The sequence below is a fragment of the Bacillus sp. UNC322MFChir4.1 genome, assembly GCF_000746135.1.
In the GTDB taxonomy this organism is placed as follows: domain Bacteria; phylum Bacillota; class Bacilli; order Bacillales; family Bacillaceae_G; genus Bacillus_A.
In genome coordinates this window covers 20534-46092 of the sequence record NZ_KN050809.1, presented here as the reverse complement: position 1 = coordinate 46092, position 25559 = coordinate 20534, and the positions used below count along the sequence as shown (strand labels likewise).

The window sequence follows — 25559 nt, the reverse complement described above, 5'->3', positions numbered from 1 at the left end:
TAATACTACAATCGATTTACAAAAATTTGATATACACTAAACCATGTAAAGATTAAAAAGAATCCAAGGAAAAAAACAAAAATTAATGTACCTTTAAGTGAGCTCTCCTTTTGTTTTCTCTTCACCGGTTGTTGTAATTTACGTTCCCCCATGTTTCTCCCTCCTTGAGAAAGTGAATCTTACAGTTTTATGATACGAAAAATTCCGACAATTTCTATATCGTCAGCGTTGCTTTCAAAAATTGTTCATTAATACAATTAAAACTATGCTGATGATGAAAAGTTGATAAATCATGGTTTTTTGCCGTTTTTGTAATGATGAAATGTGAAAAAAATGTGAAGTTCATGTTGATTTACAATAGGAGTAAAAATATTGATTTTGAAATTAGTGGATTATGATGACGGAATGAAAAGGATTGCAAAAGTCGAACGAAAATGGTTGATAAATAATTTTTGTACGTGTTTTTTAAGAAGATACTTTTCAAAGTAAAAAAAGTGCGTTATAATCCTTCTATAAAATAAATAAGTTAGCAACACTCATATAATCGCAGGGATATGGCCTGCAAGTTTCTACCGAGGTACCGTAAATGCTTCGACTATGAGTGAGGACGAATATATTACTATAGTTGCATTCTTTTTTTGCAAGCTCCAAAAGCACGTCCCTCACTTGTATTGGGTGAAGGCTGCTTTTGGAGTTTTTTATTGCATAAGAGGAGGAACAAACTATGAAATTATTAAAAGAAAAAATTATGAGTGAAGGAAAAGTATTGTCAGATGATGTGTTAAAGGTAGATGCATTTTTAAATCATCAAATTGATCCAGTGCTTATGCAAGAAATCGGAAAAGAGTTTGCAAAGCGTTTTAAAGACGAAAAGATTACAAAAATCGTGACGATTGAGTCTTCAGGAATTGCTCCAGCTGTGATGGCTGCATTACAATTTGGTGTAACGGTTGTTTTTGCAAGAAAGCGTAAATCGTTAACATTACAAGATAATATGTATACTGCAAAAGTATATTCCTATACAAAGCAAGAAACGAACGAAATCTCTATATCGAAACAATATATATACGAAGACGATCGTGTTCTTATTATTGATGACTTTTTAGCAAATGGTCAGGCAGCACTTGGCTTAATAAATTTAGTAGAGCAAGCTGGAGCAACAGTAGCAGGTATCGGAATTGTAATTGAAAAAGCATTTCAAGATGGAGGCAGTAAATTGCGTGAGAGTGGTGTTCATGTAGAATCGCTTGCGGAAATTGCATCGCTTGACAACGGGACAGTTCGCTTTGTGGAACACGAAGTAGCGGAGGTAGAATGATGAAGCAACATCCTTTTAAAATTGCGTCTTTAGGTATTCAACATATGCTTGCGATGTATGCCGGAGCAATTATCGTTCCGCTTATTGTCGGCGGCGGACTTGGATTGAATCAGCGTGAACTTATGTATTTAGTATCAATTGATTTATTAATGTGCGGCATTGCGACGATTTTACAAGCGTTAACGAATCGCTTCTTCGGTATTGGACTTCCGGTTGTGTTAGGCTGCACTTTCACGGCAGTTGGACCAATGATTGCAATTGGTAAGCAGTACGGGGTATCTGCAGTGTATGGCTCTATTATTGCAGCAGGACTTTTCGTTGTGTTATTTGCTCGTGTGTTTGGAAAACTTGTAAAGCAGTTTCCGCCAGTTGTTACAGGTTCAGTTGTAACCGTTATTGGAGTTACATTAGTTCCAGTCGCGATGAACGATATGGCTGGTGGTGTAGGAAGTAAAGACTTCGGTAGTGTATCTAATTTAGCGTTAGCATTCGGTGTATTATTATTTATTATCATCATGTACCGTTTTTTTGACGGGTTCATTCGCTCTATTTCGATCTTATTAGGATTATTATTTGGCACAGCAATTGCTGCGTTAATGGGGAAAGTAAGCTTACAAGCAGTAGCACAAGCAGACTGGTTTCATGGAGTACAGCCATTTTACTTTGGAACACCGACATTTGAATTAACGCCGGTCATTACAATGATTCTCGTTGCTTGTGTAGGAATTGTTGAAGCAACAGGTGTATATTTTGCATTATCTGATATTTGTAAGAAAGAAATTGGTGAAAAAGAGTTAGCGAAGGGATACCGCGCAGAAGGGATTGCGATGGTGTTAGGTGGTATTTTTAACGCATTTCCGTATACGACATATTCACAAAATGTCGGACTTGTCCAATTAACGGGTGTGCGTAATCGCGTGGTCATTTACACATGCGGCGGTATGCTAATTGTCCTTGGATTTATTCCAAAGATTGCAGCAGTAACAACAATTATTCCAAAGCCAGTACTAGGCGGTGCAATGCTTGCTATGTTCGGAATGGTTATGGCATATGGTATTAAAATGTTAAGCAGCGTTAACTTTGCAAAACAGGAAAACTTATTAATTGTGGCGTGTTCTGTAGGAATGGGGCTTGGTGTTACCGTTGTGCCAACGTTATTCTCCCAGCTTCCAGAGAGCGTTCGTATTTTAACAGATAACGGCATTGTATTAGGAAGTGCATCAGCAGTGCTTTTAAATATTGTGTTTAATATGGTTCCGCAAAGGACAACGAAGGTAAAAGAAGAGCAGATTTCAATACAAAGTACAGTTTCTGAAGCGTAAGAGAAAGCAGTGTCTCAAGATGAGACACTGCTTTGTTTTTTTAGCGGCATGCCTTTTCCATATGTGCCAAGGCGCCAAATATATTCAAGCGGTCCGTATTGATAACGAGAGAGCCACCAGCGGCTGATAAAGATTTGGATGATATAGAAGCCAATACAAAAAAGTGTACCGCCCCAAAGCGGAAAAATAATATTTGCCTTGAATAGTAATCCAAATACGAATAACGAAACGATTGTTTGCGAGATATAGTTCGTTAATGCCATGCGGCCAACATATTGGAAAGGACGGAATACCTTTTGCCATTTCGCATGCTGCAAGAGACGCATAAGTGTAAAAATATAAAAAATGAATAGTGTCTTTCCACTTAGTGTAATAAATGAAATCATTGAAAACGGTACGTATAGATCGTTCATAGTAAAGTAGGTAATAATAATCCCCCATGTTGGTAAAGTAGCAAGGAAGGTAATGATTTGCCATTTCTTAAGTTTTGTATCAATCTCGTTTACGCGGCGAAACATTTCTTTTTTTCCGGCATATAGACCGAGTAAAAAGAGACCAACTGTTTCTGGTAGCATGATTAGAGAACCGCTAATTTCTTCTGAGTAAAAAGTAGTAAAGCGATCTTGAACTTGCAAGTTCCAATCTAACAAGGGAACGATAGGTGCAGATAAAGTGTCAAGTGCTTCAGGTGTCATATTTAGTGCTACTAAATTCAACATCAACACAAAAAGTTCCCAAATACTTAATAAAATGAGAGACCAGATTAATAAAGTTTTTGGCTGTCTTTTATAAAAGAAAAGTAGTACGAAGCCACTTATTGCGTAATTATGTAAAATGTCGCCGTCCCAAAGTAGTACATAGTGTAAAAATCCGAATAAAAATAAAATAAGTAGTCTTCGTATAAATAATAATTTTGGATGCTTTGTTTTTTCTTCTGCGCGCTTCATAAAAATATAAAAGCCAAGACCAAATAAAAATGAAAAGATAGTGTAAAATTTTGTTTGGACAAATAGATCATAAAATAATCGGATGTAACGATCAAATCCTTCGTAAACAGTCGTTAAATCTCGAGACTCGATTCCAGCTAACGTAGGCCAATTTACAAGGAAAATACCAAAAATAGCAATCCCTCGTATCATATCAATAGAATGAATTCTTTCATTTTGTGAAATGCTGTTCATATTTCATCTCCTTATCGATATTTCTTTAAGTATAATACAGGATGAATTGTAAGGTATATAAATTTCCAAAATTTTTCAACTGTTAACAATTCACTTGTGAGTTATAATAAAAATGCACAACAATCTACAATTCCTTTAAAACAGGCAGTATGAAAGCTCTCTAAAAGGGAGCTTTTCTTTTTGAAATATATATTGATAATCATTCTCTTTAATGATACAATATCTTTAAAATTGATAATCATTATCAAAAAAAGTAAGGTGTGATAAATATGGTATATGCATTTTTAGGAGGAACAATTGTTTTATATGCAGTTGTTACAAAGCATGTGTTACATCGAGTAGGAGCAACTAAATAATGAACTATACTACATAGAAATCCTTTTCATTTTCACAGAGAATGAAAAGGATTTTTTATTTTTTTACTGTGAAGATGCTGAAAATTTAGTAATATATATAAGGTGGAAACATCATGGAATAAAGGGGCACGAGGGGATGACAAAAACAATGCAAACAAACAGTTTAGAAAAACTCGTTTGTTTTTATGAAGAATGGCAGAAAAAAGGAGATATTGAACAGAGCGAAAAGTTGCTTGAAGTTGTACGAAAGTATAAAGAAGACCAACTGATGATTGCATTTTGCGGGCACTTCTCTGCTGGGAAATCAACAATGATGAATTATTTATTTAAAAATCAATTGTTGCCAACTAGTCCGATTCCAACGAGCGCGAATGTTGTAAAAATAGAAAAAGGACAAAATCGCGTTGTTGTTAGTTTAAAATCAGGACAGAAATACGAGTATGACGGTATGTATACAGCAGAAGAATTAAAAGAGCTTTGCAAAAATGGTGATGAAGTGATTGGTATTCATATTTATCGCGTTGATGCACCGCTTCCAGAAGACATTGTTCTTGTTGATACACCGGGTATTGATTCAACTGATGATGCCCATCAACTTGCAACAGAATCTACATTGCATCTTGCTGATGTGATTTTTTATATGATGGATTATAATCATGTGCAATCAGAAGTAAATTTACAGTTTGTTAAAGAGTTAAAACAGCGCAACAAAACCGTTTATCTTGTTGTGAATCAAATTGATAAACATAAAGAAAATGAATTGCCTTTTGACGCATATCAAAAAAGCGTAGCGCAATCATTTTATAATTGGAATATAGAAGTAGATGGTATATTCTATACGTCTTTACGTATGCCAAATCATTCACACAACGAATTAGGGCAGCTAGAGGAATGCCTTTCCTCGATAGTAAAGGAAAAAGATGTGTATGTAAAAAGAGGAATGGAAAGAGAAGTATCTTATTTGTTACAAGAACATTTTTCGTTTTTACATTCACAATATGAAAAACAATTGGAACCGTTTCAAAACGAGTTAGCATCGATGTTATCACTTCAAGACGTAACGGTGGTTTTAGGACAGCTTGCAGAAAATGAAAAACAGATTGAACATACAGAAGCAGAAATGAAAGAGCAGTTTTTTAGCGGTTTGCAAAATATTTTAGACAATGCGTATTTAATGCCGTTTGAGATGCGGGATTTAGCAAATCAATATTTGGAAACGAAGCTTACAAAATTTAAAGTTGGTTTACTGTTTTCAAAAGGAAAAACAGAACAAGAAAAACAGCGTCGTTTAGAAGTGTTTTATGAGGCACTACAGAAAGCAGTAGAAACGCAGCTTGATTTTCATATGAAAGAGTACGTTGTCTCCTTTTTTAAGAAAAAAGAGTTATTCACAGAAGAGCTTGGAAAAGGAATACATGATTTAAATGTAGATTTTACTCCTGCATTACTAGAAGCGACTATTAAACAAGGAGCAGGATTTACTGGAGACTATTTGCTTCATTATACAGCAGATGTTGCAAATGAATTGAAGAAACGTTATCGTCGTGAAGCGCAAAATATATTTGAAAAAAGCTTGACGCTCTTGCACAGCAAAGTACAAGCTGATAGAGGGCATATACGAGAAGAAATAGCGCAATATGAATCGATAAAAGAGGCAAAGACAATACAATTACAGTGCATGCAAGAGTATGATCAGTATGAAAAATATTTACAAGATATATGGCACAATCGTACTTCTGTTTCACAAAGTATAGATATAGAAACAGCTTTACAACAAACAAAGAACGTAACAAACGAAAAATTTCAGTTACAAACACAAAGCGAATTAGAGAGTGAACTTACTAATAATGAGCCGAAACCAATCACGGAAACAAAGCTTAACATTGCCAAAATCATAGAGCATGTTAAGGATGCAGAAGATGTTTTACAGCACATTCCAGCTCTTAAACATGTACAACAAGAAATTATGGAGAAAAGGAAACGTGTGGAAGCGAAACAGTTTACAGTGGCGCTATTTGGAGCGTTTAGTGCTGGGAAATCTTCCTTTGCGAACGCATTATTAGGGGAGAAGGTATTACCAGTATCACCTAATCCTACAACAGCAACAATTAATCAAATTTTGCCAGTAACAGATGAGTTGCCGCATGGCACGGTAATTGTCCAGTTTAAATCAGAAACGGCACTGTTTGAGGACTTAAAGGCTGTTTATAAATTATTTTATCGTGAGATTACTTCGTTAGAAGAGGCGCTTTTGCAAATTGATGATGTACTGCAATATCCAGCACCAAGTGGTAGACAAAAAACAACGTTTAGTTTTTTACGTGCTGTAAAGCGTGGATATGATGATGTAAAGCAGCGTTTAGGAGAAAAGTCTCATGTAACGTTAGCTGAATTTGCAGATTATGTTGCGAGCGAAGAAAAATCATGTTTTGTAGAGTATATGGAGCTTTATTTTGATTGTGAGTTAACGAGACAGGGCATTGCACTTGTAGATACGCCAGGGGCAGATTCTATTAACGCTCGCCATACAGACGTAGCGTTCCAGTATATAAAAAATGCAGATGCGATTTTATTTGTAACATATTATAACCACGTATTTTCACGAGCAGATCGAGAATTTTTAATTCAACTTGGTCGTGTGAAAGATACATTTGCGCTTGATAAAATGTTTTTCTTAATTAATGCGGCTGATTTAGCACAGTCCGAAGAGGAGTTACAAACAGTAAAAGGATATATTAGCGATCAATTACTACAGTATGGGATTCGTAATCCACGCTTGTTTGCAATATCTAGTTTATTTGCATTAGAAGAAAAACAAGGGAAAGATATTTCGAAAGCAGCGTATGGCATTCTAGAGCAATCTGGTCTTGCACAATTTGAACAAGCTTTCACTTCGTTTATTATGAGGGATTTAATGCTTGTGTCGGTTCATTCTTTATACAGCGCACTTCAAAATGGTCATAAGCTTCTTGCAAATATGATTGAAAGCGCAATGCAAGGCAATGAAGTAAAAGAACAACAACGAAAAAAATATGAAGCAGAACGCGAAGAACTGCTTCACATGATTTCTTCTCACAGCGTAATAACAGAGGAAAAGTCTTTGGAAAATGAAGCAAAAGAACTTCTGTATTATGTAAAGCAACGGTTATTTTTACGTTACAATGATGTGTTTACAGAATTTATTAATCCAGCTTCTTTACGAACGCAAGGGAATGTGAAAGATAAATTACAAGAGTGCATGATGGAGTTAATTGCTTTCTTACAACATGACTTATTACAAGAAATGCGTGCAACTTCACTGCGTCTTGAAAAATGGATAAATGAAACAATGAAACATGTACAACAAGAAGTAATAGAGCAATGTGTTACAAGAAATGAACAGCTCGTAGTTCAGACAGAGGTAACATACGACTATCGCGTTCTTACTCATGAAAATCCATTTCCAAATATAGAAGAAAAACAATTTAAAAGAGCGTTAGCTCATTTTAAAAGCGAGAAAAATTTCTTTGAGAAAAATGATAAAGCATTGATGCAAGAAGAAATGAAGCAAACGTTAGAACCGTTTGTAGCAGATTACGTAACGGAAGAACAACGCCTATTTATTAATCATTATAATCAAGAATGGCTTCATAGATGGGAACTTGTGAAAACAGCTATGATGCAAGATGTAACACAATACTATGAAAGTTTATTATTTGTGTTATTGGAAACAATTGATGTTTCTGCATACGAACAGCGAAAAGAAGAATTAGGAAAACAATTAATAATACTAGAAGATGAACTAGAAGATACGTATTAAGAGAAAAAAATACGTTCAATACGTTTTTGTAGTACAGTATCTAATGATTTTACAAATCCGGCAAATTCATCTGAGGAAACCATATGAGTTAGGACGAGACGTCTTCCGTCTGGCGTTTCGCCGCATAAGACGAAGGAAGTGAACTCATATGGTTTTCCTTCTATCGTTAATTTTGGATAGGAGTACGTACCGTTTTTCTTTTTCTTCTCATCAATGGAGATTATATTGCACTTCTTTTCATTGTTGTCCATAATAATGACCTCCTTTGTATTACTTATGGAAGACAAGTATGGTTTAGAACAAAGAGGAGAGAGAATTTTCATGGGAGAATTAGTAATAGAACATGTTTTACCAAATGAGGCGCCGCTCCAGCTATTATTACTTGCTGATCCAAGCGAACGACAATTGAAATCGTATCTCCATCGGGGCATCATTTATGTCGCAAAGCGCCTTGAAGATGTGATTGGAGTGTATGTATTGTTAGAAACGCGCCCAAGTACAATGGAAATTATGAATATTGCTGTTTCTGAAAAAGAGCAGGGAAAAGGCATCGGAAAGCAGTTGTTACAGCATGCGATTCGAACTGCAAAAGAACAAAATATGCACACGCTTGAAATTGGCACAGGCAATTCTAGTGTTTCACAGCTTACTTTGTATCAAAAATGTGGATTTCGCATCTTTTCTATTGATTTTGATTACTTTTCAAAGCATTATGAAGAAGAGATTATGGAAAATGGCATTGTATGTCGTGACATGATTCGGCTTACAATGCACTTACAGTAGGAGGAAGAGGACATGGAAGTACATGAAGCAATTACAGCACATTCTCGTAAACAAAATGAAGTGGTGAAAGCATTTCTACAGTTAGATGCACAGCGTGAAGCGGCGATTGAAGCGGCTGTATCACTTGCATCAAATGGAAAATCTTTCTCTGTTGATGTAATTAATATGATAACAAAACAAATTAATGAACTTGCAAAAAACGGCATTGCACAGCAACGTAAAATTGTAACAGAAGAGATGGTAATGGAATACGTAGGACGTTTAAAAGAGAAAGAAGGTCGTTAAGTATGATCGTTACAGTCGAATGGTTACATGAACATTTACAAGATGAGCATGTTAGAATTATTGATTGCCGTTTTGACTTAACAAATCCAAATTGGGGAAAAGAACAATATAATGAAGCACATATTCCGTTTGCGCTCTATTTTGATTTAAATAAAGATTTATCAAGTGCGGTTACAAGGCACGGGGGACGCCACCCGCTTCCACACATAGAAGAATTTGCCCAAAAGCTTTCGCAAGCGGGGATTGATGAACATACGACAGTTGTGGCCTACGATAGTCAGGGGGGAGCGATGGCTTCTCGCCTTTGGTGGCTCTTAACTTATCTTGGGCATGATAAAGTGTATGTATTAAATGGCGGTTTCCCGGCGTGGAAGGAACAAAATTTTGAAGTGATGAGTGAGATACCGGTCTTTGCACCGAAGACGTTCATTCCATCTATACAAAACGATTTTGTTGTTACAATGGAAGAACTACAAGCGAAAATTAATAAACGTGCAGATATAGCGCTAATTGACTCGCGAGAACCAAAACGTTTTACAGGATTAGAAGAATCAGTTGATAAAGCAGCTGGCCATATTCCAACTGCGCAAAATTACTTTTGGAAAAATGGTGTAACAGAGTCTGATGCTTTTAAGACGCAAAAGGAACAAGAAGATCGTTTTATGCATCTTGATAAAGAGAAAGAAACGATTGTCTATTGCGGATCTGGTGTAACGGCATGTCCAAATGTATTAACATTAAAAATGGCTGGTTTTACAAATGTAAAATTATATGTAGGCAGCTGGAGTGATTGGATTTCTTATCCTGAAAATATAATTGTGAAAGAAAAACAGTAGCCTATTGCACCTTAAAAAAATTTGTATTACAATAGGGGCACAAACAACAAATACTTAAAAAACAAATTATTTTACACGTTGCGAACAATGTGATAAGATAACGACAAATAAATAAAACATCCTGCGGTGTGCGTAACTTATTTATGTCTAAAACCGATGTTAGTAATACGGAAGTTCGATATTTAGGAGCCAACATCATGCCTTTCTTTGAGAAGGAAGATGAAAGGCAACTGTGAGAACATCCACCTGCGAGTAGCGGGTTTTTGGACATTTACGAGAGACGGCACGTGCGGGGTTCTATTTATACTTATGGTTCATAATAATTACCTACGATGTACGTAGCTTGTGTATGTCTTAAACCAATGATAGTAATACGGAAGTTCAATATTAAAATGTGGCCATCAAGCCATCTTTTGAAGAAGGAAGATGAAAGCATTTTTGAGAACATCCACCTGCGAGAGCGGGTTTATGGACATCTAGAAGAGAACGGCATATGTGGGGCTATATAAAAAACCTTACGTTTTATACGTAAGGTTTTTAATTTGTTGAGAAAACATTTTTCTTTTTTGACATATGAGTTCGTTACTATCCAGAGAATCCAACATAACCGATACTTACGTTCTCCTTTTGTTTACACCTTGCCTTTGGCAGAAAACAGGCCCTGACCGCTTCTATGCATAGCCAGCCTTCTAAAAAGAGCGGCGGTTTTTTACTTATATAGCATAGAGCTTTTTAATGTTATCTGCATTCACCTGTAAATTCTCCATAATAAACATAGCACTTTCGATCTTCATCAATCTCCCTAGAGTCTAAGGCAAATTCCATTAATATTCCGTTCCTATGAACGTACAAAATATCTGAATGGAGGTATGTTAAGATATCCTCATGATTCCGTACATCATTACTTTCTATCAAAATTGAACTTTCTCCTTGTAGTTCTCTAATCTCAAAACCTATATGTGAATATATTGTTTCTGAAGAATCTTCGAAGAACGTTTCTTTTTTGACATATATTACTGCTGTTCCATCAGAGTCCATCGCGGTCGCTGTTACGACATATGTATCTCCTTTTTTTATGAAATACTCGCAAGTCATCCTTGCGACCGTTTCAGAGATAGAAATATCCGGATAGTTCCATAAAGCAGGATATTGCTTAGCTTCATCATTAAGTCGATATTCTAATCGCAATAGTAATCCCTCTTCCTTTTTCTTCTATTTTATCATGAATTCTTTTATAATAGTAATATAATCTATAAGGAGTGTGGGAAGGTGACAAAAACGAAATGGTTAGTAACAGGTGTTCTTACTTCTTTAATGACTAGCACTTTATCAGGTTGTACAAAAGATCTCCCTCCAAAACCAAATGATAGGAGCTGTTCCGATTGGGACTTTGATGATGAACTTGGAGTGTGGCGATGTGATGATAATCATTCAAGTTATCGTGGACATTATTATTACAGCGGTAACTATTATCAAAATAAGTCAACTTTCAAAAATTCGCCTGAATTTAAATCCTATCAAGCTTCGTCTAATTTTAAAGGGGGGATTGGAAGCGGTTCAAAAGGAGGATCTGGAGGTTAAATCATGTCGACTTATATAAAGGAACGTAAGCAATTTTATTCAAGATTTCCTCATTTTTGGTCTGACTTATATGGAAGTGAGTATAGCCTTTTTCATGTTTTTGAAATAACAGAGCAAACTGTTAGGAATTTACAATTAGCAACAGAACGAATGGGAGAAGTATTTTTTAAGACTGCTAGACTTCTTCGCACTTTGGCTGACGATCAGCTTCTTGAACTTGGCTTTCCATCTTCAAGTTTGCCTTTTATCAGAATGAAATCTCTGTTTCCTGAATCTGTTATTTCACGGTTTGATTTTGCTTTAACAGATGGTCGTATCAAAATGCTTGAGTTTAATAGTGATACACCAACTTTTATTCTAGAATGTTTTCAAATGAATGGAGAAGTGTGTAAAGAATTAAATTATCTTGACCCAAACGAAAGTCAAGAACGTCTTCTTTCTTCTGGTATCACAAAAGCAGTAATGGAATTTGCTAAAGGAATAGAAATGCCAAACGTTGTTTTCACAGCGCATCATGAACATATAGAAGATTGGAATACTACTATGTATTTGAGTCAGTTATGTCAAGTTGAAAATAAAATGGTATCAATGTCTGACCTCAGAATTACTGAAGATGCCTTGCTCGACAGAGACGGTGTACCAATTGATATTTTGTATCGGCAAACATATCCTATTGAAGATTTAGTTGAGGACCGTGATCCTAAAACTGGAGATTTTGTAGGAATTGAGTTGTTGCGACTTGTACAGGAAGGAAAACTTTTTATTATAAATCCTATTTCATCCTTTCTACTACAGCCAAAATCGATTCAATGCTTGATTTGGGGATTAGCTGAGATGGGAGCTTTTTATACGAATGAAGAACGACAATGGATTAAAGAATATATGCTTCCTACATACTTAGAACCAGATCAATTCTTAAGAAAGAGTTCTTTTGTTCAAAAACCTTCGTTTGGTAGAGAAGGTGATACGGTTACAATTCGTGACAAAGATACAAAGGTTGTAATTCAAAATGCATATCAAACATATAAAAAAGAACTCCCTGTATTTCAAGAGTACATAAAGCTTCCAGTTTTTTCTTTTGAGACTGAAAAAGGGAACGAAGAGCTATCGTATGTGTTTGGCTCGTTTTTAATTGCTGGGAAAGCAAGTAGTATTGGTATACGTGCTGGTGAAAAAATTACGGGAAATGAATCTTATTATTTACCTGTTGGGATTAAAAAGGAGGGTTATAAATGATGAACTTTTTACTTTATTTAGCAGTTTCACTCGGTCTTTTATGTATCGGTCTGTTTCTAATGGAAGTGACAACAAAAGTGAAGGAATTTTCATTAATGGCTAAAGGGAATCGTGCAGCAAGCTACGCACTTGGAGGAAGGCTTCTTGGTCTTGCTATCGTTTTGTATTCGGCTACTGCTCATTCTGTTTCACTAATGGATATGGCTTTATGGGGAGGGATTGGAATTTTAGCACAAATCGTTGTATTTTATTTAGCCGAATTGTGCACACCGCGTTTTAACATTAATCAAAGCATCGAAGAAGATAACCAAGCCGTCGGAATTTTCCTTATGTTTTTATCAATTTCTATCGGAATTGTGATTGCTGGGTGTTTAACATATTAAAAAACCATAAAAATTAGTATTAGAATAAGAGTGTTTCGAGTCTAAATCGCTTTCTATATAAATTAGTTTTACTTTTTCGATATATAAGTTGCGACTATGCAAAAGAAAAGGAGTCTGCACTTGGTTTCTCCTTTTCTTTTACATTGCGTCTGGCCCACCGAAAAAGAATGGTTTTATGTCGTTATTAATTTGGATTTATATAAAAAATACTTGTTGTAACAAAAAAAGTTTGAATTCAAAGTGTTGACATCTATTTTAAATAGGAGTAACATTTTTCTTGTAACTAAATATGTCTCTGTTAGGTGAGGCTCCTGTATAGAGAGATGCTACTGCCCAAAAATGTCGAGAGACGCCAATGGGTCAACAAGAATGATCGAATTAAGGTCTTTTTTAATGTAGCTGGTTAAGAACCTATGCTATACAGTGCTAAAGCTCGGCGAGGGAGAGGTGCAATTGTTTTTAATATAGGCTACATGATATGTAGTTGTATTAAACGTTGCTTATTTATGTATGTTCAGACCTTTACTCGCTCTCGGGTAAAGGTCTTTTTTATTACGGTGTATCAATTATACATAGCTAAAAATAATCATTTGAGGAGGTGAGGAGCAATGTCAGCTTCGGACTCGGTTCCGTTACCCAGGTATTTCGAAAATAGAATGTGTGATGTAGGTAGGAAACGACTTGTTCCTCCCTCTATATCTGTAAATAGATAAATTGAGAAACAATGAGTTTCTTCCTGCATGTGCGAAGGAGGAGACGGACGATGTTATATGTAAACAAACGAGAGGGAATTATAAATAATATTACTCATAAAAAAACGATAAAAGTGCAAGAGGTTTTACAAAAGAATAATGAAATGCTAATGGAAGTCGCGATTCGAGATGTAAAATCTGTATACGCTTATTTTAAAACAACAAGAAATGGCCTTTCTGTTAAAGAGGCAAAAAGACGAATTGTACAATATGGGAAAAATGAACGATATGTGAATAAAAAAGTGATGTTGACTCATATGGTGATGAAGTTGATGGGAATAGTAAATCTGTTTGAAAAGGAAGCAAATCAAACGAACGCAAAAACAGTTACTGTTTTAAGAGTGGCAAATGATAAAGTGAATGGGATAGATAAAGATTCTGAGATGATGAATATTCCAATAGAAGAATTAGTCCCAGGAGATGTGATTTGCCTTTCAGCAGGTGATACTGTACCAGCTGATGCACGCATTATTTATGCAAAAGATGTACTAGTTGATGAATCTCCTTTATCGGGAAAAGAGATACTTGTAGAAAAGTATGAAAGCTGTTATCATATTGAAAAAAAACGATTTATGCCATTAAAACGCATAAAAGACTATAATCCACTTTGTCTTGAAAATTTATGCTATCAAGGTACTCATGTCGTTAGTGGCACAGCAAAAGCAGTTGTTGTTTCGACCGGAAATAATACGTATGTGGAACTATTACATCAATGCTGTAAGTAATATTTATGGATGCTAAATAAAGCAAATCATTGTATAATAAAAATTACAATCATTATTTGATTATACAACCTTGCGTCATGACGTGAGGTTTTTATTTTTGTCATTAGGAGATGGATTATGAAAAAAGTATTATTAGTAGATGGTATGGCATTGTTATTTCGTGCCTTTTATGCAACAAGTGTGTACGGACAATTTATGAAAAGACAAGATGGCATTCCGACGAACGGGATACATGGTTATATGAAGCATTTATTAACAGCAGCTAGTACAATTGAGCCGACTCATATCGTAACGTGCTGGGATATGGGGAGTACAACGTTTCGAACAGAAGCATTTTCAAATTATAAGGCAAATCGCGGAGCACCGCCAGAAGAATTAATTCCACAATTTGATCTAGTGCAAGAAATGACTACGCATTTGTCTGTCCCAGTTATTGGTATGAAAGGATATGAAGCTGATGACTGTATTGGGACATTAGCTAAAACATATCAACATGAAGCAGAAGTATTTATTTTAACAGGTGATACAGATTTACTACAGCTTGTTGATACAAAAATTACAGTTATGCTTCTTCGAAAAGGAATTGGAAATTATGAATTTTACACGCCTGGAAAAATCATGGAGGAAAAAGGCGTAGAGCCGTGGCAAATTGTTCATGCAAAGGCATTTATGGGTGATTCAAGTGACAACTATCCAGGTGTTAAAGGCATTGGTGAAAAGACTGCCTATAAGCTTATTCAAGAGCACGGAACAGTTGCAGGTGTCTTAGAAAACATTACATTATTAACAAAAGCACAGCGCACAAAAATTGAAAGTGACTTAGATAATTTGCACATGTCACTACAACTTGCACAAATTCATTGTGAAGTGCCAATTTCTTGCCAATTAGAAGAAGCATTTCACACAATAGATAAGGAAAAAATACATTTCGTTTGTGAGAAAATGCACTGGGGCAGACCAGAAATGTTTGTAAATATGCTATAGAAAAAGGCTTTTGAAAAGAACTTATATTAGAGATAACGCCCGATCAAATTCGTAATTTGATCGGGCGTTATTATTTATATAAAGATAAATGGTAACTACTCAGTCACTCTATAAAAAAAGGCGGAAAAGTATTTTTTTAAATGGCCTGGGAGGGACTGGCCATACATAGAAGCGGTTAGGACCTATTTCTGCCACATGCAATGTTTAAAACACAAGGAGAAAGCAAGTGGTGGTTATGCTTTGCTCTACACAGCAGCTTATATGTTGAAAAATGAAAAAGATGTATCTAGAGCTGGTTTCTACAATTGTGAAGTTTCTTTAGAAAGATAGTAAATAAGCTGTTTATAAATTTATCCCGCATTAACGGGCAGTAATACTCCCACTTCAAAATTCAGCGAAAGCATTGTCCAGCTCCAGCGGCAGAATCTCCAGTCGTTTCGCCCCCTCGGACGAGGCAAAAAGCGCCTCTTTGTCAGGGGCTCCAACGCCCTGCGATTCTGAGCGAGCCGCTTCCGCTTTTCTTAAGAAGTTAGGTGGGAGATAAACTGCCCGTAAAAGCCCGATTGGTTCAACTAATAATCAGTGGGGGATGAAGAAAACCCCCACTGATTAAAGTTTCACTTTATATTTGAATAGTAAGACAGAAGACATACAAAACGAACGTGAAAATATACGTAGTTTTCATTTGGATTTCAAATAGATTTCACAAGAATCTATTATTATTACACAATACAGATAATTATTTATCTTTTATATAAATAAAATCTTATAACGGCTCCCCCGCTCCAAGATTCAAAGAGAACCGAGGAGCAGGGGATGAAAAAACTCTCGCTTAGGGAAGTTTCACTTGTACTAATTAAGGAGGAAGATTGAAATGCGAAAAAAAATAAGAAAATCCTTTAAACAGTTATTAATAGAAAATAAACAATTATTAATGAATGATAAAGAAAACATAAGAGAAATTGAAGAAAAAATTGAAAGAAGACATACGTCATATAGAGCGGCGAGTAATTGAGAAAGAGCAGCTGAAAAACAAAGTGGAACTTAGTGGTTTCGCTTTGTTTTTTTGAGGAAAAAGAAGGTTCTAAAGGAGTTGTTAAAGAAATTTCATTCTCATTGTGTTAGAAAACATGTATGATAGGAAAGGTAGAATTTTTGAATTTAGGTGGGAAAATGATGCAAACAGTTCAAGACTATCTTTCATTCTTACATACGAAAGGGTTTAAATTATCAGAGGAAGCGCAAGGATTTATTATGTTTGGCCAAGGTTATACAGGCTCATCTGATGGAATTGTGAATGCGGCAATTGAAGCGACCATTAAGCATCAATTACAGTTTGATGGTAGTTATTTTATCGCTTTGTTAGAACGATTGAGGGAAGAAGAAATTACCGATAAAAAAAGCGCAATGGCTTTTTTGCGGAAGTTACAATCATAACTTCATGCAGCCTGCGCTTCTTTTTTTTGTTTATTTGGTAATTCTACAAAGATCATTCCTATGAAAATGCAAATACACCCAATGATAGCTGATATGGATAATTGCTCATTTGCAACAAGAACACCTGTTATTGCTGCAAAGACGGGTTCCATTGCAAAAATAATTGCAACGCGGGTAGGAGATGTATATTTTTGCGCTGTGGTTTGAATGAAAAATGCAAGGGAAGTGGCAAAAAGTGATGTTAACAATAGTGCCAATAAAAATGAGCGATTTGTCCATAATGACATCGAAAATAATTTTTCCCAATCTTCAAACAAAAATGCGCAAATAGAAGAAAAGAGTCCAACCGCTAATATTTGTGTTGTACTTAATAATAACGGAGATATCTTTTTTGAATAGAATCCATTTACAAGGATGTGTGCGGCAAATGCTACAGCACAACCTAAGATAAGAAAATCTCCCAAATTAAATTGAAAAGCGTCTCCAGCTGTTAATAGAAATAATCCAATTGTAGCCGCTGTAATTCCAAGTACGATAAATAGATTCGCTTTTTGTTTTAAAAAGATAAACGATAAAATGGGTACCATGACAATGCTGAGCCCTGTTAAAAACCCGGCCTTAGAAGAGGTTGTATACAATAAACCAAATGTTTGTAATAAATACCCGACAAATAAAAAGAATCCTATTATCATACCAGCACCACTACTATAGCCTACGTGTTTAATAGGTATTTTTCTCATAGAAATGAGCTGAATGATCAATAAAATTATTCCAGCTAATAAAAAACGTACACCATTAAAAGTAAATGGCCCGACAAATGACATGGCATTTTGAACAACAACAAACGTAGCTCCCCAAATGAAAGCAACAAACAATAAGGCGAGAGGCGCAATCCACTCTTTTTTCAATACACTACCTCCGTTCATTTTTTTGTATGGCTTTTCGTGCTAATTCGTCGGCTGCTTTATTTTGACTGCTTGGAATCCACTTTATAAAAAAGAGATCAAATTGCTGGATTATTTTTAGTGCTTCATCTAAAAGTGGTGCATATAATGGGTTTTTTACATATTGTTTTTCAACCGCGCGTTCTACAAGTTGTGAATCTGTTCGAAACGATACAATTTTATAATTATGTTCGGTGCAATAATTTAATGCAGTAAGTAATGCGTGATACTCCGCTTCATGGTTGCTCATAACTCCAAGCGGAACAGTCAGCTGTACAGGCGGTTGAATCCCTTTAATAAATACCCCAGCGCCGGAAGGGCCGGGGTTTCCTTTTGATGCACCATCAATGTACACTTCAATCAAACTGAAACCCTCCAATTAACCGATTGTAATACTATAGCAACATGTAAATGTTTCATTCGCTTTTAACATTTGAATTCCTTTTTTCTCTTTGAATTCGTTTGCCGGTTCTAATTCATCGGCGATGCCATACCAAGGCTCAATACATAAGAACGGTGCATCTTTTCCTGGTGTCCATACACCGACAAATGGGAATCCTTCAAATGATACTTTGACAAATTTATTATGATTGTGAGAACGGATAGTAATTTCACTTTTGCGCATATTTTCAAATATAAGCGCATCGTTTTGAAATAAATCATACGTAAGTGGAAGTTCTGTTGCTTCTTCTGCTACTACGAGTTTTTGTTTAGAAAGAAACGGTCCTTCTAATACACTTGCTTCTAGACGCTCTGGAGTACCGAAAGATAAATAGTAGTCTGTGAAAGATTCATTTGGTAATAATGGACAATTAAAACCGGGGTGTCCTCCAATTGAAAAATACATTTCTTCCGAGTTAGAATTGAATACTTCGTATGTTACGCATATAGATGTTTCATTTAATTCATAAGAAATAAGCAATTCAAATGCAAATGGATAGTTTTGTAAAGTTTCTTCATTACTAGTTATTGCATATGTAATTTTTGATTCATCTTGTTCTTTAATCGTAAATGTTAAATCTCGGGCAAAGCCATGTTGTGTTAATGAATACGGTTTACCATCAATATAATATGTATTTTCTACTAATCTTCCGACGATTGGGAATAAAATAGGTGCACGTCTTCCCCAATACTTTGCGTCTCCTTGCCATAAATATTCGGTAGAATCATCTTTTAAGCGAATGCTTTGCAGTTCTGTACCCTTTTCAGAAATCGACACGATCATTTTTTCGTTTTGAATCGTTGTTGCCATGAACAAACCTCCTAAATCTTTCATGTTTTTTATTATACGTCCTCTAAATAGAAAAGGACAGTGTATGAGCACCCTTTTGTACTTTATTTATTCATAAATAAAGTAACGATTTTTCTATATTGACTTGGACTCGAATAATAATTATAATTTAATTTTGTTTATTAAAATATTGACGTGGTTCGTAACCATCCCACGTAAAAAAACTAAGGAGATCGATCGTATAATGAAAGTTAAAACACTTGTTGCTAACGGTATTTTAGCGGCACTATATATTGCTGTTACTATGCTTATTCAACCTTTTGGTTTTACGAATATTCAATTCCGTATTTCAGAAATGTTTAATCATCTTATTGTGTTCAATAAAAAATATATTTACGGAATTGTGTTAGGTGTATTTTTAGCAAACCTCTTTTTCTCACCAATGATTGCATATGACCTTGTATTTGGAGTGGGGCAATCTATTATCGCCTTACTTTGTACAATTGTTTCAATGCGTTTTATAAAAGGGATATGGGGTCGTATGATCTTTAATACAGTGGTCTTTACAATTACAATGTTTATCATTGCAATTGAACTCAATCTTGCGTTTGATTTACCATTTTTGTTTACATGGTTAACATGTGCGATTGGTGAGTTTGTTGTAATGGTAATCGGAGGGCCTGTTATGTATTTTATTAACAAACGAGTACAGTTTGAGAAATTTGTGTAAGATTCATTAGAGAGTTGTTCACTTTATTGTGGCAGCTCTTATTTATTTTTCTCGTGTTATTTTGCAGCATATAAATCGCTACTACGCGCGGTTAAATACACTCATCCGCTTTATGGAGATAAATGAATTTCGAATAGAATACGGTCCGCATAGACAAAATAGGATAAAATAAGAGCATAATATTTAGTATGAATGTGCATGGGTTTTGCATATTAAAGGGGGAGCATAATGAAATATAAAATTACTTGGTTATATCGAACAAAACAAGGTTTAGAGACTAACCTAGAAACAGATTTTCTTCGTTTAGAAGAGGCAATACAGCTCGCTGCGGATTTTGAAAAAACAGGGAGAGCAAAGGAATTGTTTTTTCATGATGAAATGGGAGTAGAGTGGACGTTAAAAGAAGTTAAGAAACTAAGTAAACAAGTTGAAGAAGAGCCACAAGATCTTACGCTGTACTTTGATGGAGGATATGATGTTGAGACAAAAGAAGCGGGTGTAGGGATAAGTATTTACTATAAGAGACAGGGAAAATCGTATCGAATTCGCCGCAATGCTTACATAGAAGGAATTGATGATAATAATGAAGCGGAATATGCAGCGTTATTATATGGAATGAACATGTTAGAAGAGCTAGGGGTTAAGTATGAATCGGTGATACTACGCGGTGATTCTCAAGTGGTTCTTCAACAATTAGCGGGTGAATGGCCGTGTTATGAGGAACATTTAATTCATTATTTAGATCAAATTGAACGAAAAGCAAAACAGATGAAACTAAAACTAGTATGTGAACCGGTTTCTAGAAAGCAAAATAAAGAAGCGCATCAATTAGCAACACAAGCACTAGAAAGAACGGATATTGATAGTCATAAAGAAATAACAGAATAGGAGTGTAGAAGGAGTGAATCGTAAGCAGCTGATTAACGAGGTGAACGATTTATTAGAAACATATTGCGATGGTTGTTTTTTGCAAAAACATTTTCGAAAAGAACAGAGTAAATATTATGCTCACTCCTTCTGTATTCGGCAATGTACGATTGGAGAAAAGCTACAAGAGTATGGAAAACACCTGTCTTGAACAATCATCTCTTTGCTCAGGTGAAAGCTTTTTGACTATAAAGATATAATAGGTATACAGGTTAAAATGTTTCAAATGTAAAAAACACCCAGAAAAACTCTAGGTGTTTTTTAATTCTTTGCTTCTTGTAATTGATGTTCGCATCTTTCTAATTTGTCCTCTTGGTCCAACAAAAATGGTGCATCTAAATCTGTTGCTACTTCTTTCATTGTTTCGAGCTGCGAACGTGCGGACTCAACGGCATTTGTAGCATGCTGCAATGATTCAGGATCCATTGTAATCGTCGCAGAACCAACCATCTTTTGCGCAGTTTCTACACGCAATTTCACTTCTTCAAAATCGTTTATAGGTGAACCCATTGTTTTCTCCTCCTTATTTTCTCATTTCACATAGTTTTTGCTCTATGGAAAAGAAATATGCAGAAGAATAACAAAGGAGCGGATCATTCATTGCAATATATCGGTGCTTTTTACGATATATCGACCACTTTTTAGAATATATCAGCGCTTTTCATAATATATCGGCGATTCGACACGAAATAAAGATACTTCGCTGATATTCGACATAAAAGTAGTCGATTCACTGAGCTGAATTATACCGAAAAGTGAACTTTTTAGTCAGTTCCTTATATATAAAAATAAAGAGGCTGTTCCAAAAGTGAAACCTTTGGGGCAGCCTCCTGTCATATATTAAATTAAAGTTTCACTACGTTAGCAGCTTGAGGTCCACGATTTCCTTCAACGATCTCGAAAGAAACTTCTTGACCTTCTTCTAAAGATTTATAACCTTCACCTTGAATTGCAGTGAAGTGTACGAATATATCTTCAGCACCTTCAACTTCGATAAATCCAAAACCTTTTTCGCTATTAAACCATTTTACTTTACCTTGCATACTATAATGCCCCCTAAATATAATTACTTTCTCATTTAGTAAATGGTACCTAAAATATATACAAATTCATAAAATTGAAATTGTTATATTCTCGAATATTCTGCTAAATGATAACTTAAATATATATGTAATGAGAGATTTTAGTCAAGTAAGCGGTTTTATTATTTGTATGTTTAAATAATTTTCTCAACATATAATTGATTAAGAAACCAACATAAAACTTTGGTTATGTTTTGTTCTGTATGGGAGCTGTAAGTTCAGACGGTGCTTGTATGTTTATGGATAAAAAAGGATATTTTAAATGTGAGTATTTTTATTATGGATTTCAATGTGTAAAACAAGGAATTTTATATTCAAATATCGAATATAAAGATTAGGAAGAGATAGATGATCTTCATCGATTGCTCATGGCAGATTTGAAGTGGAGGTTTTAATCCCTTACATTTTGTTTTGGAGTATATGAACATACAATTATTTTATGGGATGTAAATACCACTTTTTCTATTCATTTTGCGTATAAGGCTTTACAATTGTTTATATAAGATTGAAGGGGAGATTTCTATGTATCGAACCACAGTAAATGAAAAAGAAATTATTATTACATTAGCCGCAAAAATACGTAAAGAAGTAACAGATAGAAATTCATTATACGAGACTGTTCTTCAAATAGCTGAACGATTGTTTCAAACAAAACAACCGACATTTGCTGTAAATCATGAAATATTAGGATTGATTATTGGAGAAGTACAACGAGGAGAAGTGACAGTTTTTGCAGTGGAACATATTATACCAAAACAGAATATATTCGGTTCGAGTAATATTTTCTATCCAAATGGGGAAACAAGTCAACTTGTAATGGGAATAGAATAGAAATAAAAAAGCGGCCATAACAATGTGTTACGGCCGCTTTCTAAAGAGAGGGGAATGGGGATGAAAAGGGTAATAAAAGAGTATTTCTTACAGCACGATATTGTCATTATGATAGGAGTTTTAATTGCTTTTATTGTGTTTTTGAACATGAAATTGTTTACATGGATGGCGGTAATTGCTATTATTGCAGGTATTATCTTTTATACAATAAACGAATATGTAACGCATCGTTTTTTATTCCATTTAAAACCACCAAAGAATACATTTTTATTAAAAATGTTAAAGCGTCTTCATTATGATCATCATGTATACCCGAATGATTTAAAGTTACTATTTTTACCTGTGTGGTATAGCCTTCCTGGATTTACGATTTATTTATGTATTGTATATGGTATTACTTCTAACATTACGCTAACATTATCATTTGGAATTGGAATGATTTTTATGCTATTAGTATATGAGTGGAAGCATTACATTGCTCATCGTCCAATTCGTCCAGTGACTCCATATGGAAGATGGTTAAAGAAGCAGCATTTACTGCATCATTATAAAAATGAGAATTATTGGTTTGGAGTATCGAACTTATTTTACGATTTTCTGTTTAAGACATTTAAAGAAGGAAAAGATGTTGAAACGAGTGAAACAGCTCGAAATTTAGAAAGTGAAAAAGCGGTGCGATAAGCACTGCTTTTTATTTTTAACTAAGAAAATATTGAAGTTTGGAGAAAAATGACAGAATTTGTCTATCGAAAAATCTTTGCTTACAAAAATAGATTGTCTACAATAAACTTAAGTTTCTGAATATTTATAAAATTTAGTGTTTTGGGTTGTGAAAGAAAGTAATTAGAGATTTGTATTGAAAAGAAAGGAGTAGGTATGAAATGAAACAAGAAACATCTGCACGTAAATTGAATGGTGAAATCAATTATACAAACGTAGTACAGTCTGCTGAGTTTCAAAATTTGTTACAGGCAAAGAAAAAATTTATTGTACCGATGAGCATTTTCTTTTTCAGTTTTTTTATTGCTTTGCCTATTTTAACATCGTATTCAAAAGTGCTCAACACAGCAGCGTTTGGTGATATTACATGGGCGTGGATATTTGCATTTGCTCAGTTTATTATGACATGGACATTATGCATGATCTACAACAAAAAAGCAGAATCATTTGATCAGTTATCAAATCGAATTCTTGAAAACTTGGATAAAGAGAGGGGATAAATATTGAATACAACAGCTTTTAGTTTATTTTTAGTTATTGTCCTTGGAACGCTTGTCATTACGTACTATGCATCGAAAAAAACAAAAAATGCAAGTGATTTTTATACAGCAGGCGGCGGATTAACAGGATGGCAAAACGGTTTGGCAATTGCAGGTGATTATATGTCCGCTGCGTCTTTTCTTGGAATTGCCGGAGCAATAGCATTAACAGGGTTTGATGGATTCTTTTATAGCATTGGTTTTCTTGTTGCTTATTTAGTTGTACTGTATCTTGTTGCAGAGCCTCTTCGAAACCTCGGGAAGTTTACGTTAGCAGATATGATTGCAGCGCGTTTTGATGCAAAAAAAGTACGCGGGGTAGCAGCGCTTAATACGATGACAATTTCAATTTTTTATATGATTGCACAATTAGTCGGAGCCGGGGCACTTATTAAATTATTATTAGGAATCGAATACTGGGCGGCTGTACTCATTGTTGGGATATTGATGACTGTATATGTTATTTTTGGAGGAATGACAGCAACGAGCTGGGTACAAATTGTTAAAGCAGTATTATTAATGGCTGGTACTTTTATTATTTCTGTTATTGTGTTTGCGAAGTTTAATTTTAGTATTACTGAAATGTTTGCGCAAATGAAGACAGCTACACCATTGAAAGAAGCATTTTTAAATCCTGGTGTAAAGTATAAAGTTGGCTTAGATACAATTTCGTTAAATTTAGGGCTTGTTCTTGGTACAGCGGGATTGCCGCATATTCTCGTTCGTTTCTTTACAGTGCGTGATGCAAAAACAGCCCGTCAATCTGTTGTATATGCAACGTGGCTAATCGGAGCTTTTTATATTATGACAATTTTCTTAGGATTTGGTGCAGCAGCATTTGTTGGGAATGAGGCAATTGTGAAAGCGAATGCAGCTGGTAATATGGCAGCGCCAATGTTAGCAGAAGCGTTAGGTGGAAATCTTTTATTTGCTTTCGTTTCGGCAGTAGCGTTTGCGACAATTTTAGCTGTAGTAGCAGGACTTGTCTTAACAGCGGCATCAGCGTTTGCTCATGATTTCTATAATGAAATTTTACGCCGCGGAAAAGCGACGGAAAAAGAACAAGTAAAAATGGCACGTTACGCATCAGTTGGGGTAGCGGTATTTTCTATAATTTTAGCGCTATTTGCCCAAACGTTAAATGTAGCGTTTCTTGTATCACTTGCATTTGCTGTTGCGGCAAGTGCGAACTTACCAGTTATTTTATTTACGATATATTGGAAACGCTTTAATACGACGGGGGCAATTTGTGGCATGTTGGTTGGCTTAACTTCAGCAATTGTGCTCGTTGCAATGAGTCCGAATGTATGGAATCCAGTGGCAGGAAAAGCGATTTTTGTTGGCGATCCATTATTTCCATATACAACACCAGGAATCGTTTCTATTCCACTTGGATTTCTAGCAGCATATTTAGGAACGATTTTCTCAAGTAAGAAAGAAGATGCAGCGAAGTTTGATGAAATACTTGTAAAGTCGAATACAGGTCATGGAATTAGTGATGTTTCAGCACATTAAGAAACAGAAGTGCTTTCCTTCTAAAGGGAGGCGCTTCTGTTTTTATTTGTTTTTTGATTTTC

The 25559-nt window shown here is 35.2% G+C and carries 29 protein-coding genes, 2 other RNA genes and 3 riboswitches; of the genes, 22 read left to right on the top strand and 9 right to left on the bottom strand.

Translation table 11 applies throughout. The features are described from left to right. Window positions 1-5: 5 nt before the first annotated feature. Complete coding sequence (locus tag BR72_RS26485) at window positions 6-152, bottom strand: cytochrome c oxidase subunit 2A (protein ID WP_090995267.1); 147 nt, start codon at window positions 150-152, stop codon at window positions 6-8. A 364-nt stretch (window positions 153-516) separates the two neighbouring features. Then, window positions 517-618: riboswitch (purine riboswitch) on the top strand. Between the two features lie 106 nt (window positions 619-724). On the opposite strand from BR72_RS26485, the gene BR72_RS17465 reads away from it, so the two are divergent. Together BR72_RS17465 and pbuX are read left to right on the top strand one after the other, a co-directional pair. Further along, complete coding sequence (locus tag BR72_RS17465; protein ID WP_035434970.1) at window positions 725-1318, top strand: xanthine phosphoribosyltransferase; 594 nt, start codon at window positions 725-727, stop codon at window positions 1316-1318. Then, window positions 1318-2640: a xanthine permease PbuX gene (pbuX, locus tag BR72_RS17460; RefSeq protein ID WP_035434967.1), complete on the top strand. Its 1323-nt coding sequence runs from the start codon at window positions 1318-1320 to the stop codon at window positions 2638-2640. Before BR72_RS17465 ends, pbuX begins: the two co-directional genes overlap by 1 nt. A 14-nt stretch (window positions 2641-2654) precedes the next feature. Here pbuX and BR72_RS17455 read toward each other — a convergent pair whose 3' ends face one another. Then, on the bottom strand, window positions 2655-3821 hold the full coding sequence (locus tag BR72_RS17455; protein WP_035434965.1) for a DUF418 domain-containing protein: 1167 nt from the start codon (window positions 3819-3821) through the stop codon (window positions 2655-2657). A gap of 492 nt (window positions 3822-4313) precedes the next feature. Between BR72_RS17455 and BR72_RS17450 the strand changes: the two genes are divergently transcribed. Beyond that, window positions 4314-7976 carry a dynamin family protein gene (locus BR72_RS17450; RefSeq protein WP_035434963.1) on the top strand — a complete coding sequence of 1221 codons (3663 nt, stop codon included), beginning with the start codon at window positions 4314-4316 and terminating at the stop codon, window positions 7974-7976. Here BR72_RS17450 and BR72_RS17445 read toward each other — a convergent pair. Beyond that, complete coding sequence (locus BR72_RS17445) at window positions 7973-8227, bottom strand: DUF3931 domain-containing protein (protein WP_035434961.1); 255 nt, start codon at window positions 8225-8227, stop codon at window positions 7973-7975. The genes BR72_RS17450 and BR72_RS17445 overlap by 4 nt on opposite strands. Before the next feature lie 70 nt (window positions 8228-8297). Here BR72_RS17445 and BR72_RS17440 point away from each other — a divergent pair, with 70 nt between their 5' ends. The 5 genes from BR72_RS17440 (at window position 8298) to ssrS (BR72_RS25815) (ending at window position 10386) form a co-directional block, all read left to right on the top strand. Beyond that, on the top strand, window positions 8298-8759 hold the full coding sequence (locus tag BR72_RS17440) for a GNAT family N-acetyltransferase (RefSeq protein ID WP_035434959.1): 462 nt from the start codon (window positions 8298-8300) through the stop codon (window positions 8757-8759). Between the two features lie 12 nt (window positions 8760-8771). Beyond that, window positions 8772-9044: a YpbS family protein gene (locus BR72_RS17435; protein ID WP_035434957.1), complete on the top strand. Its 273-nt coding sequence runs from the start codon at window positions 8772-8774 to the stop codon at window positions 9042-9044. 2 nt (window positions 9045-9046) lie between these two features. After that, the gene (locus BR72_RS17430) at window positions 9047-9880 is read left to right on the top strand and encodes a sulfurtransferase (protein ID WP_035434956.1); all 834 of its coding nucleotides are present in this window, start codon (window positions 9047-9049) and stop codon (window positions 9878-9880) included. 115 nt (window positions 9881-9995) lie between these two features. After that, window positions 9996-10180: non-coding RNA, 6S RNA (ssrS, locus tag BR72_RS25820), on the top strand. 21 nt (window positions 10181-10201) lie between these two features. Continuing rightward, window positions 10202-10386, top strand: a non-coding RNA gene (gene ssrS / locus BR72_RS25815) — 6S RNA. Window positions 10387-10618: 232 nt separating this feature from the next. Here ssrS (BR72_RS25815) and BR72_RS17425 read toward each other — a convergent pair. After that, window positions 10619-11068, bottom strand: a complete 450-nt coding sequence (locus BR72_RS17425) for a hypothetical protein (RefSeq protein ID WP_035434954.1) — start codon at window positions 11066-11068, stop codon at window positions 10619-10621. Window positions 11069-11149: 81 nt separating this feature from the next. Here BR72_RS17425 and BR72_RS17420 point away from each other — a divergent pair, with 81 nt between their 5' ends. From BR72_RS17420 to BR72_RS17395, 7 genes are all read left to right on the top strand, one after another. Further along, entirely contained in the window at window positions 11150-11461 is a 312-nt protein-coding gene (locus BR72_RS17420) for a hypothetical protein (RefSeq protein ID WP_035434953.1), read from the top strand. Between the two features lie 3 nt (window positions 11462-11464). Then, window positions 11465-12697 carry a glutathionylspermidine synthase family protein gene (locus BR72_RS17415; RefSeq protein ID WP_035434952.1) on the top strand — a complete coding sequence of 411 codons (1233 nt, stop codon included), beginning with the start codon at window positions 11465-11467 and terminating at the stop codon, window positions 12695-12697. Continuing rightward, the gene (locus tag BR72_RS17410; RefSeq protein WP_035434951.1) at window positions 12694-13080 is read left to right on the top strand and encodes a DUF350 domain-containing protein; all 387 of its coding nucleotides are present in this window, start codon (window positions 12694-12696) and stop codon (window positions 13078-13080) included. The genes BR72_RS17415 and BR72_RS17410 overlap by 4 nt, the downstream gene beginning before the upstream one ends. A gap of 287 nt (window positions 13081-13367) precedes the next feature. Then, window positions 13368-13533: riboswitch (M-box (ykoK) riboswitch) on the top strand. A 310-nt stretch (window positions 13534-13843) separates the two neighbouring features. After that, on the top strand, window positions 13844-14557 hold the full coding sequence (locus BR72_RS17405) for a P-type ATPase actuator domain-containing protein (protein ID WP_035434950.1): 714 nt from the start codon (window positions 13844-13846) through the stop codon (window positions 14555-14557). 117 nt (window positions 14558-14674) lie between these two features. Further along, window positions 14675-15541 carry a 5'-3' exonuclease gene (locus BR72_RS17400; RefSeq protein ID WP_035434948.1) on the top strand — a complete coding sequence of 289 codons (867 nt, stop codon included), beginning with the start codon at window positions 14675-14677 and terminating at the stop codon, window positions 15539-15541. Window positions 15542-16415: 874 nt separating this feature from the next. After that, a complete protein-coding gene (locus BR72_RS25810) occupies window positions 16416-16556 on the top strand; it encodes an FbpB family small basic protein (RefSeq protein WP_081904924.1) in 141 nt (46 codons plus the stop codon). Between the two features lie 161 nt (window positions 16557-16717). Continuing rightward, window positions 16718-16978 carry a DUF6123 family protein gene (locus tag BR72_RS17395; RefSeq protein WP_035434946.1) on the top strand — a complete coding sequence of 87 codons (261 nt, stop codon included), beginning with the start codon at window positions 16718-16720 and terminating at the stop codon, window positions 16976-16978. A 2-nt stretch (window positions 16979-16980) separates the two neighbouring features. Here BR72_RS17395 and BR72_RS17390 read toward each other — a convergent pair whose 3' ends face one another. From BR72_RS17390 to BR72_RS17380, 3 genes are read right to left on the bottom strand one after another with little or no spacing between them, the layout of a single operon-like run. After that, window positions 16981-17886 (bottom strand): DMT family transporter, encoded by a 906-nt coding sequence (locus BR72_RS17390; RefSeq protein ID WP_035434945.1) that lies wholly within the window; start codon window positions 17884-17886, stop codon window positions 16981-16983. A gap of 4 nt (window positions 17887-17890) precedes the next feature. Then, on the bottom strand, window positions 17891-18286 hold the full coding sequence (locus BR72_RS17385; protein ID WP_035434943.1) for a reverse transcriptase-like protein: 396 nt from the start codon (window positions 18284-18286) through the stop codon (window positions 17891-17893). A gap of 15 nt (window positions 18287-18301) precedes the next feature. Next, entirely contained in the window at window positions 18302-19174 is an 873-nt protein-coding gene (locus tag BR72_RS17380; protein WP_035434941.1) for an aldose 1-epimerase family protein, read from the bottom strand. Window positions 19175-19342: 168 nt separating this feature from the next. Next, a riboswitch (PreQ1 riboswitch) is annotated at window positions 19343-19387 on the top strand. Window positions 19388-19397: 10 nt separating this feature from the next. Between BR72_RS17380 and BR72_RS17375 the strand changes: the two genes are divergently transcribed. From BR72_RS17375 to BR72_RS25805, 3 genes are all read left to right on the top strand, one after another. Then, window positions 19398-19883, top strand: a complete 486-nt coding sequence (locus BR72_RS17375) for a QueT transporter family protein (protein WP_035434939.1) — start codon at window positions 19398-19400, stop codon at window positions 19881-19883. A 228-nt stretch (window positions 19884-20111) separates the two neighbouring features. After that, on the top strand, window positions 20112-20771 hold the full coding sequence (locus BR72_RS17370) for a ribonuclease H family protein (protein WP_035434937.1): 660 nt from the start codon (window positions 20112-20114) through the stop codon (window positions 20769-20771). Between the two features lie 13 nt (window positions 20772-20784). Beyond that, window positions 20785-20961 (top strand): zinc-finger domain-containing protein, encoded by a 177-nt coding sequence (locus BR72_RS25805; RefSeq protein WP_081904923.1) that lies wholly within the window; start codon window positions 20785-20787, stop codon window positions 20959-20961. A 110-nt stretch (window positions 20962-21071) separates the two neighbouring features. Here the strand turns inward: BR72_RS25805 and BR72_RS17365 are convergent, their stop codons facing one another. Both BR72_RS17365 and cspD read right to left on the bottom strand, forming a co-directional pair. After that, window positions 21072-21320, bottom strand: a complete 249-nt coding sequence (locus BR72_RS17365) for a DUF2564 family protein (RefSeq protein ID WP_035434935.1) — start codon at window positions 21318-21320, stop codon at window positions 21072-21074. A 335-nt stretch (window positions 21321-21655) separates the two neighbouring features. Further along, window positions 21656-21853 carry a cold-shock protein CspD gene (cspD, locus tag BR72_RS17360; RefSeq protein ID WP_035434932.1) on the bottom strand — a complete coding sequence of 66 codons (198 nt, stop codon included), beginning with the start codon at window positions 21851-21853 and terminating at the stop codon, window positions 21656-21658. Window positions 21854-22414: 561 nt separating this feature from the next. On the opposite strand from cspD, the gene BR72_RS17355 reads away from it, so the two are divergent. The 4 genes from BR72_RS17355 (at window position 22415) to BR72_RS17340 (ending at window position 25497) form a co-directional block, all read left to right on the top strand. After that, a complete protein-coding gene (locus tag BR72_RS17355) occupies window positions 22415-22723 on the top strand; it encodes a hypothetical protein (RefSeq protein WP_035434930.1) in 309 nt (102 codons plus the stop codon). A 60-nt stretch (window positions 22724-22783) separates the two neighbouring features. Beyond that, window positions 22784-23404 carry a sterol desaturase family protein gene (locus tag BR72_RS17350; protein ID WP_035434928.1) on the top strand — a complete coding sequence of 207 codons (621 nt, stop codon included), beginning with the start codon at window positions 22784-22786 and terminating at the stop codon, window positions 23402-23404. A gap of 200 nt (window positions 23405-23604) precedes the next feature. Then, window positions 23605-23943 (top strand): DUF485 domain-containing protein, encoded by a 339-nt coding sequence (locus BR72_RS17345; protein WP_035434927.1) that lies wholly within the window; start codon window positions 23605-23607, stop codon window positions 23941-23943. Window positions 23944-23946: 3 nt separating this feature from the next. Then, entirely contained in the window at window positions 23947-25497 is a 1551-nt protein-coding gene (locus tag BR72_RS17340; RefSeq protein WP_035434925.1) for a solute symporter family protein, read from the top strand. Window positions 25498-25559 lie beyond the last annotated feature (62 nt).

Excerpts from the sequence above, each read along its gene's own strand:
- BR72_RS26485 (WP_090995267.1), bottom strand. The coding sequence starts at position 152 with ATGGGGGAACGTAAATTACAACAACCGGTGAAGAGAAAACAAAAGGAG.
- BR72_RS17465 (WP_035434970.1), top strand. The coding sequence starts at position 725 with ATGAAATTATTAAAAGAAAAAATTATGAGTGAAGGAAAAGTATTGTCA.
- pbuX (WP_035434967.1), top strand. The coding sequence starts at position 1,318 with ATGAAGCAACATCCTTTTAAAATTGCGTCTTTAGGTATTCAACATATG.
- BR72_RS17455 (WP_035434965.1), bottom strand. The coding sequence starts at position 3,821 with ATGAACAGCATTTCACAAAATGAAAGAATTCATTCTATTGATATGATA.
- BR72_RS17450 (WP_035434963.1), top strand. The coding sequence starts at position 4,314 with ATGACAAAAACAATGCAAACAAACAGTTTAGAAAAACTCGTTTGTTTT.
- BR72_RS17445 (WP_035434961.1), bottom strand. The coding sequence starts at position 8,227 with ATGGACAACAATGAAAAGAAGTGCAATATAATCTCCATTGATGAGAAG.
- BR72_RS17440 (WP_035434959.1), top strand. The coding sequence starts at position 8,298 with ATGGGAGAATTAGTAATAGAACATGTTTTACCAAATGAGGCGCCGCTC.
- BR72_RS17435 (WP_035434957.1), top strand. The coding sequence starts at position 8,772 with ATGGAAGTACATGAAGCAATTACAGCACATTCTCGTAAACAAAATGAA.
- BR72_RS17430 (WP_035434956.1), top strand. The coding sequence starts at position 9,047 with ATGATCGTTACAGTCGAATGGTTACATGAACATTTACAAGATGAGCAT.
- BR72_RS17415 (WP_035434952.1), top strand. The coding sequence starts at position 11,465 with ATGTCGACTTATATAAAGGAACGTAAGCAATTTTATTCAAGATTTCCT.
- BR72_RS17410 (WP_035434951.1), top strand. The coding sequence starts at position 12,694 with ATGATGAACTTTTTACTTTATTTAGCAGTTTCACTCGGTCTTTTATGT.
- BR72_RS17405 (WP_035434950.1), top strand. The coding sequence starts at position 13,844 with ATGTTATATGTAAACAAACGAGAGGGAATTATAAATAATATTACTCAT.
- BR72_RS17400 (WP_035434948.1), top strand. The coding sequence starts at position 14,675 with ATGAAAAAAGTATTATTAGTAGATGGTATGGCATTGTTATTTCGTGCC.
- BR72_RS25810 (WP_081904924.1), top strand. The coding sequence starts at position 16,416 with ATGCGAAAAAAAATAAGAAAATCCTTTAAACAGTTATTAATAGAAAAT.
- BR72_RS17395 (WP_035434946.1), top strand. The coding sequence starts at position 16,718 with ATGCAAACAGTTCAAGACTATCTTTCATTCTTACATACGAAAGGGTTT.
- BR72_RS17380 (WP_035434941.1), bottom strand. The coding sequence starts at position 19,174 with ATGGCAACAACGATTCAAAACGAAAAAATGATCGTGTCGATTTCTGAA.
- BR72_RS17375 (WP_035434939.1), top strand. The coding sequence starts at position 19,398 with ATGAAAGTTAAAACACTTGTTGCTAACGGTATTTTAGCGGCACTATAT.
- BR72_RS17370 (WP_035434937.1), top strand. The coding sequence starts at position 20,112 with ATGAAATATAAAATTACTTGGTTATATCGAACAAAACAAGGTTTAGAG.
- BR72_RS17365 (WP_035434935.1), bottom strand. The coding sequence starts at position 21,320 with ATGGGTTCACCTATAAACGATTTTGAAGAAGTGAAATTGCGTGTAGAA.
- cspD (WP_035434932.1), bottom strand. The coding sequence starts at position 21,853 with ATGCAAGGTAAAGTAAAATGGTTTAATAGCGAAAAAGGTTTTGGATTT.
- BR72_RS17355 (WP_035434930.1), top strand. The coding sequence starts at position 22,415 with ATGTATCGAACCACAGTAAATGAAAAAGAAATTATTATTACATTAGCC.
- BR72_RS17350 (WP_035434928.1), top strand. The coding sequence starts at position 22,784 with ATGAAAAGGGTAATAAAAGAGTATTTCTTACAGCACGATATTGTCATT.
- BR72_RS17345 (WP_035434927.1), top strand. The coding sequence starts at position 23,605 with ATGAAACAAGAAACATCTGCACGTAAATTGAATGGTGAAATCAATTAT.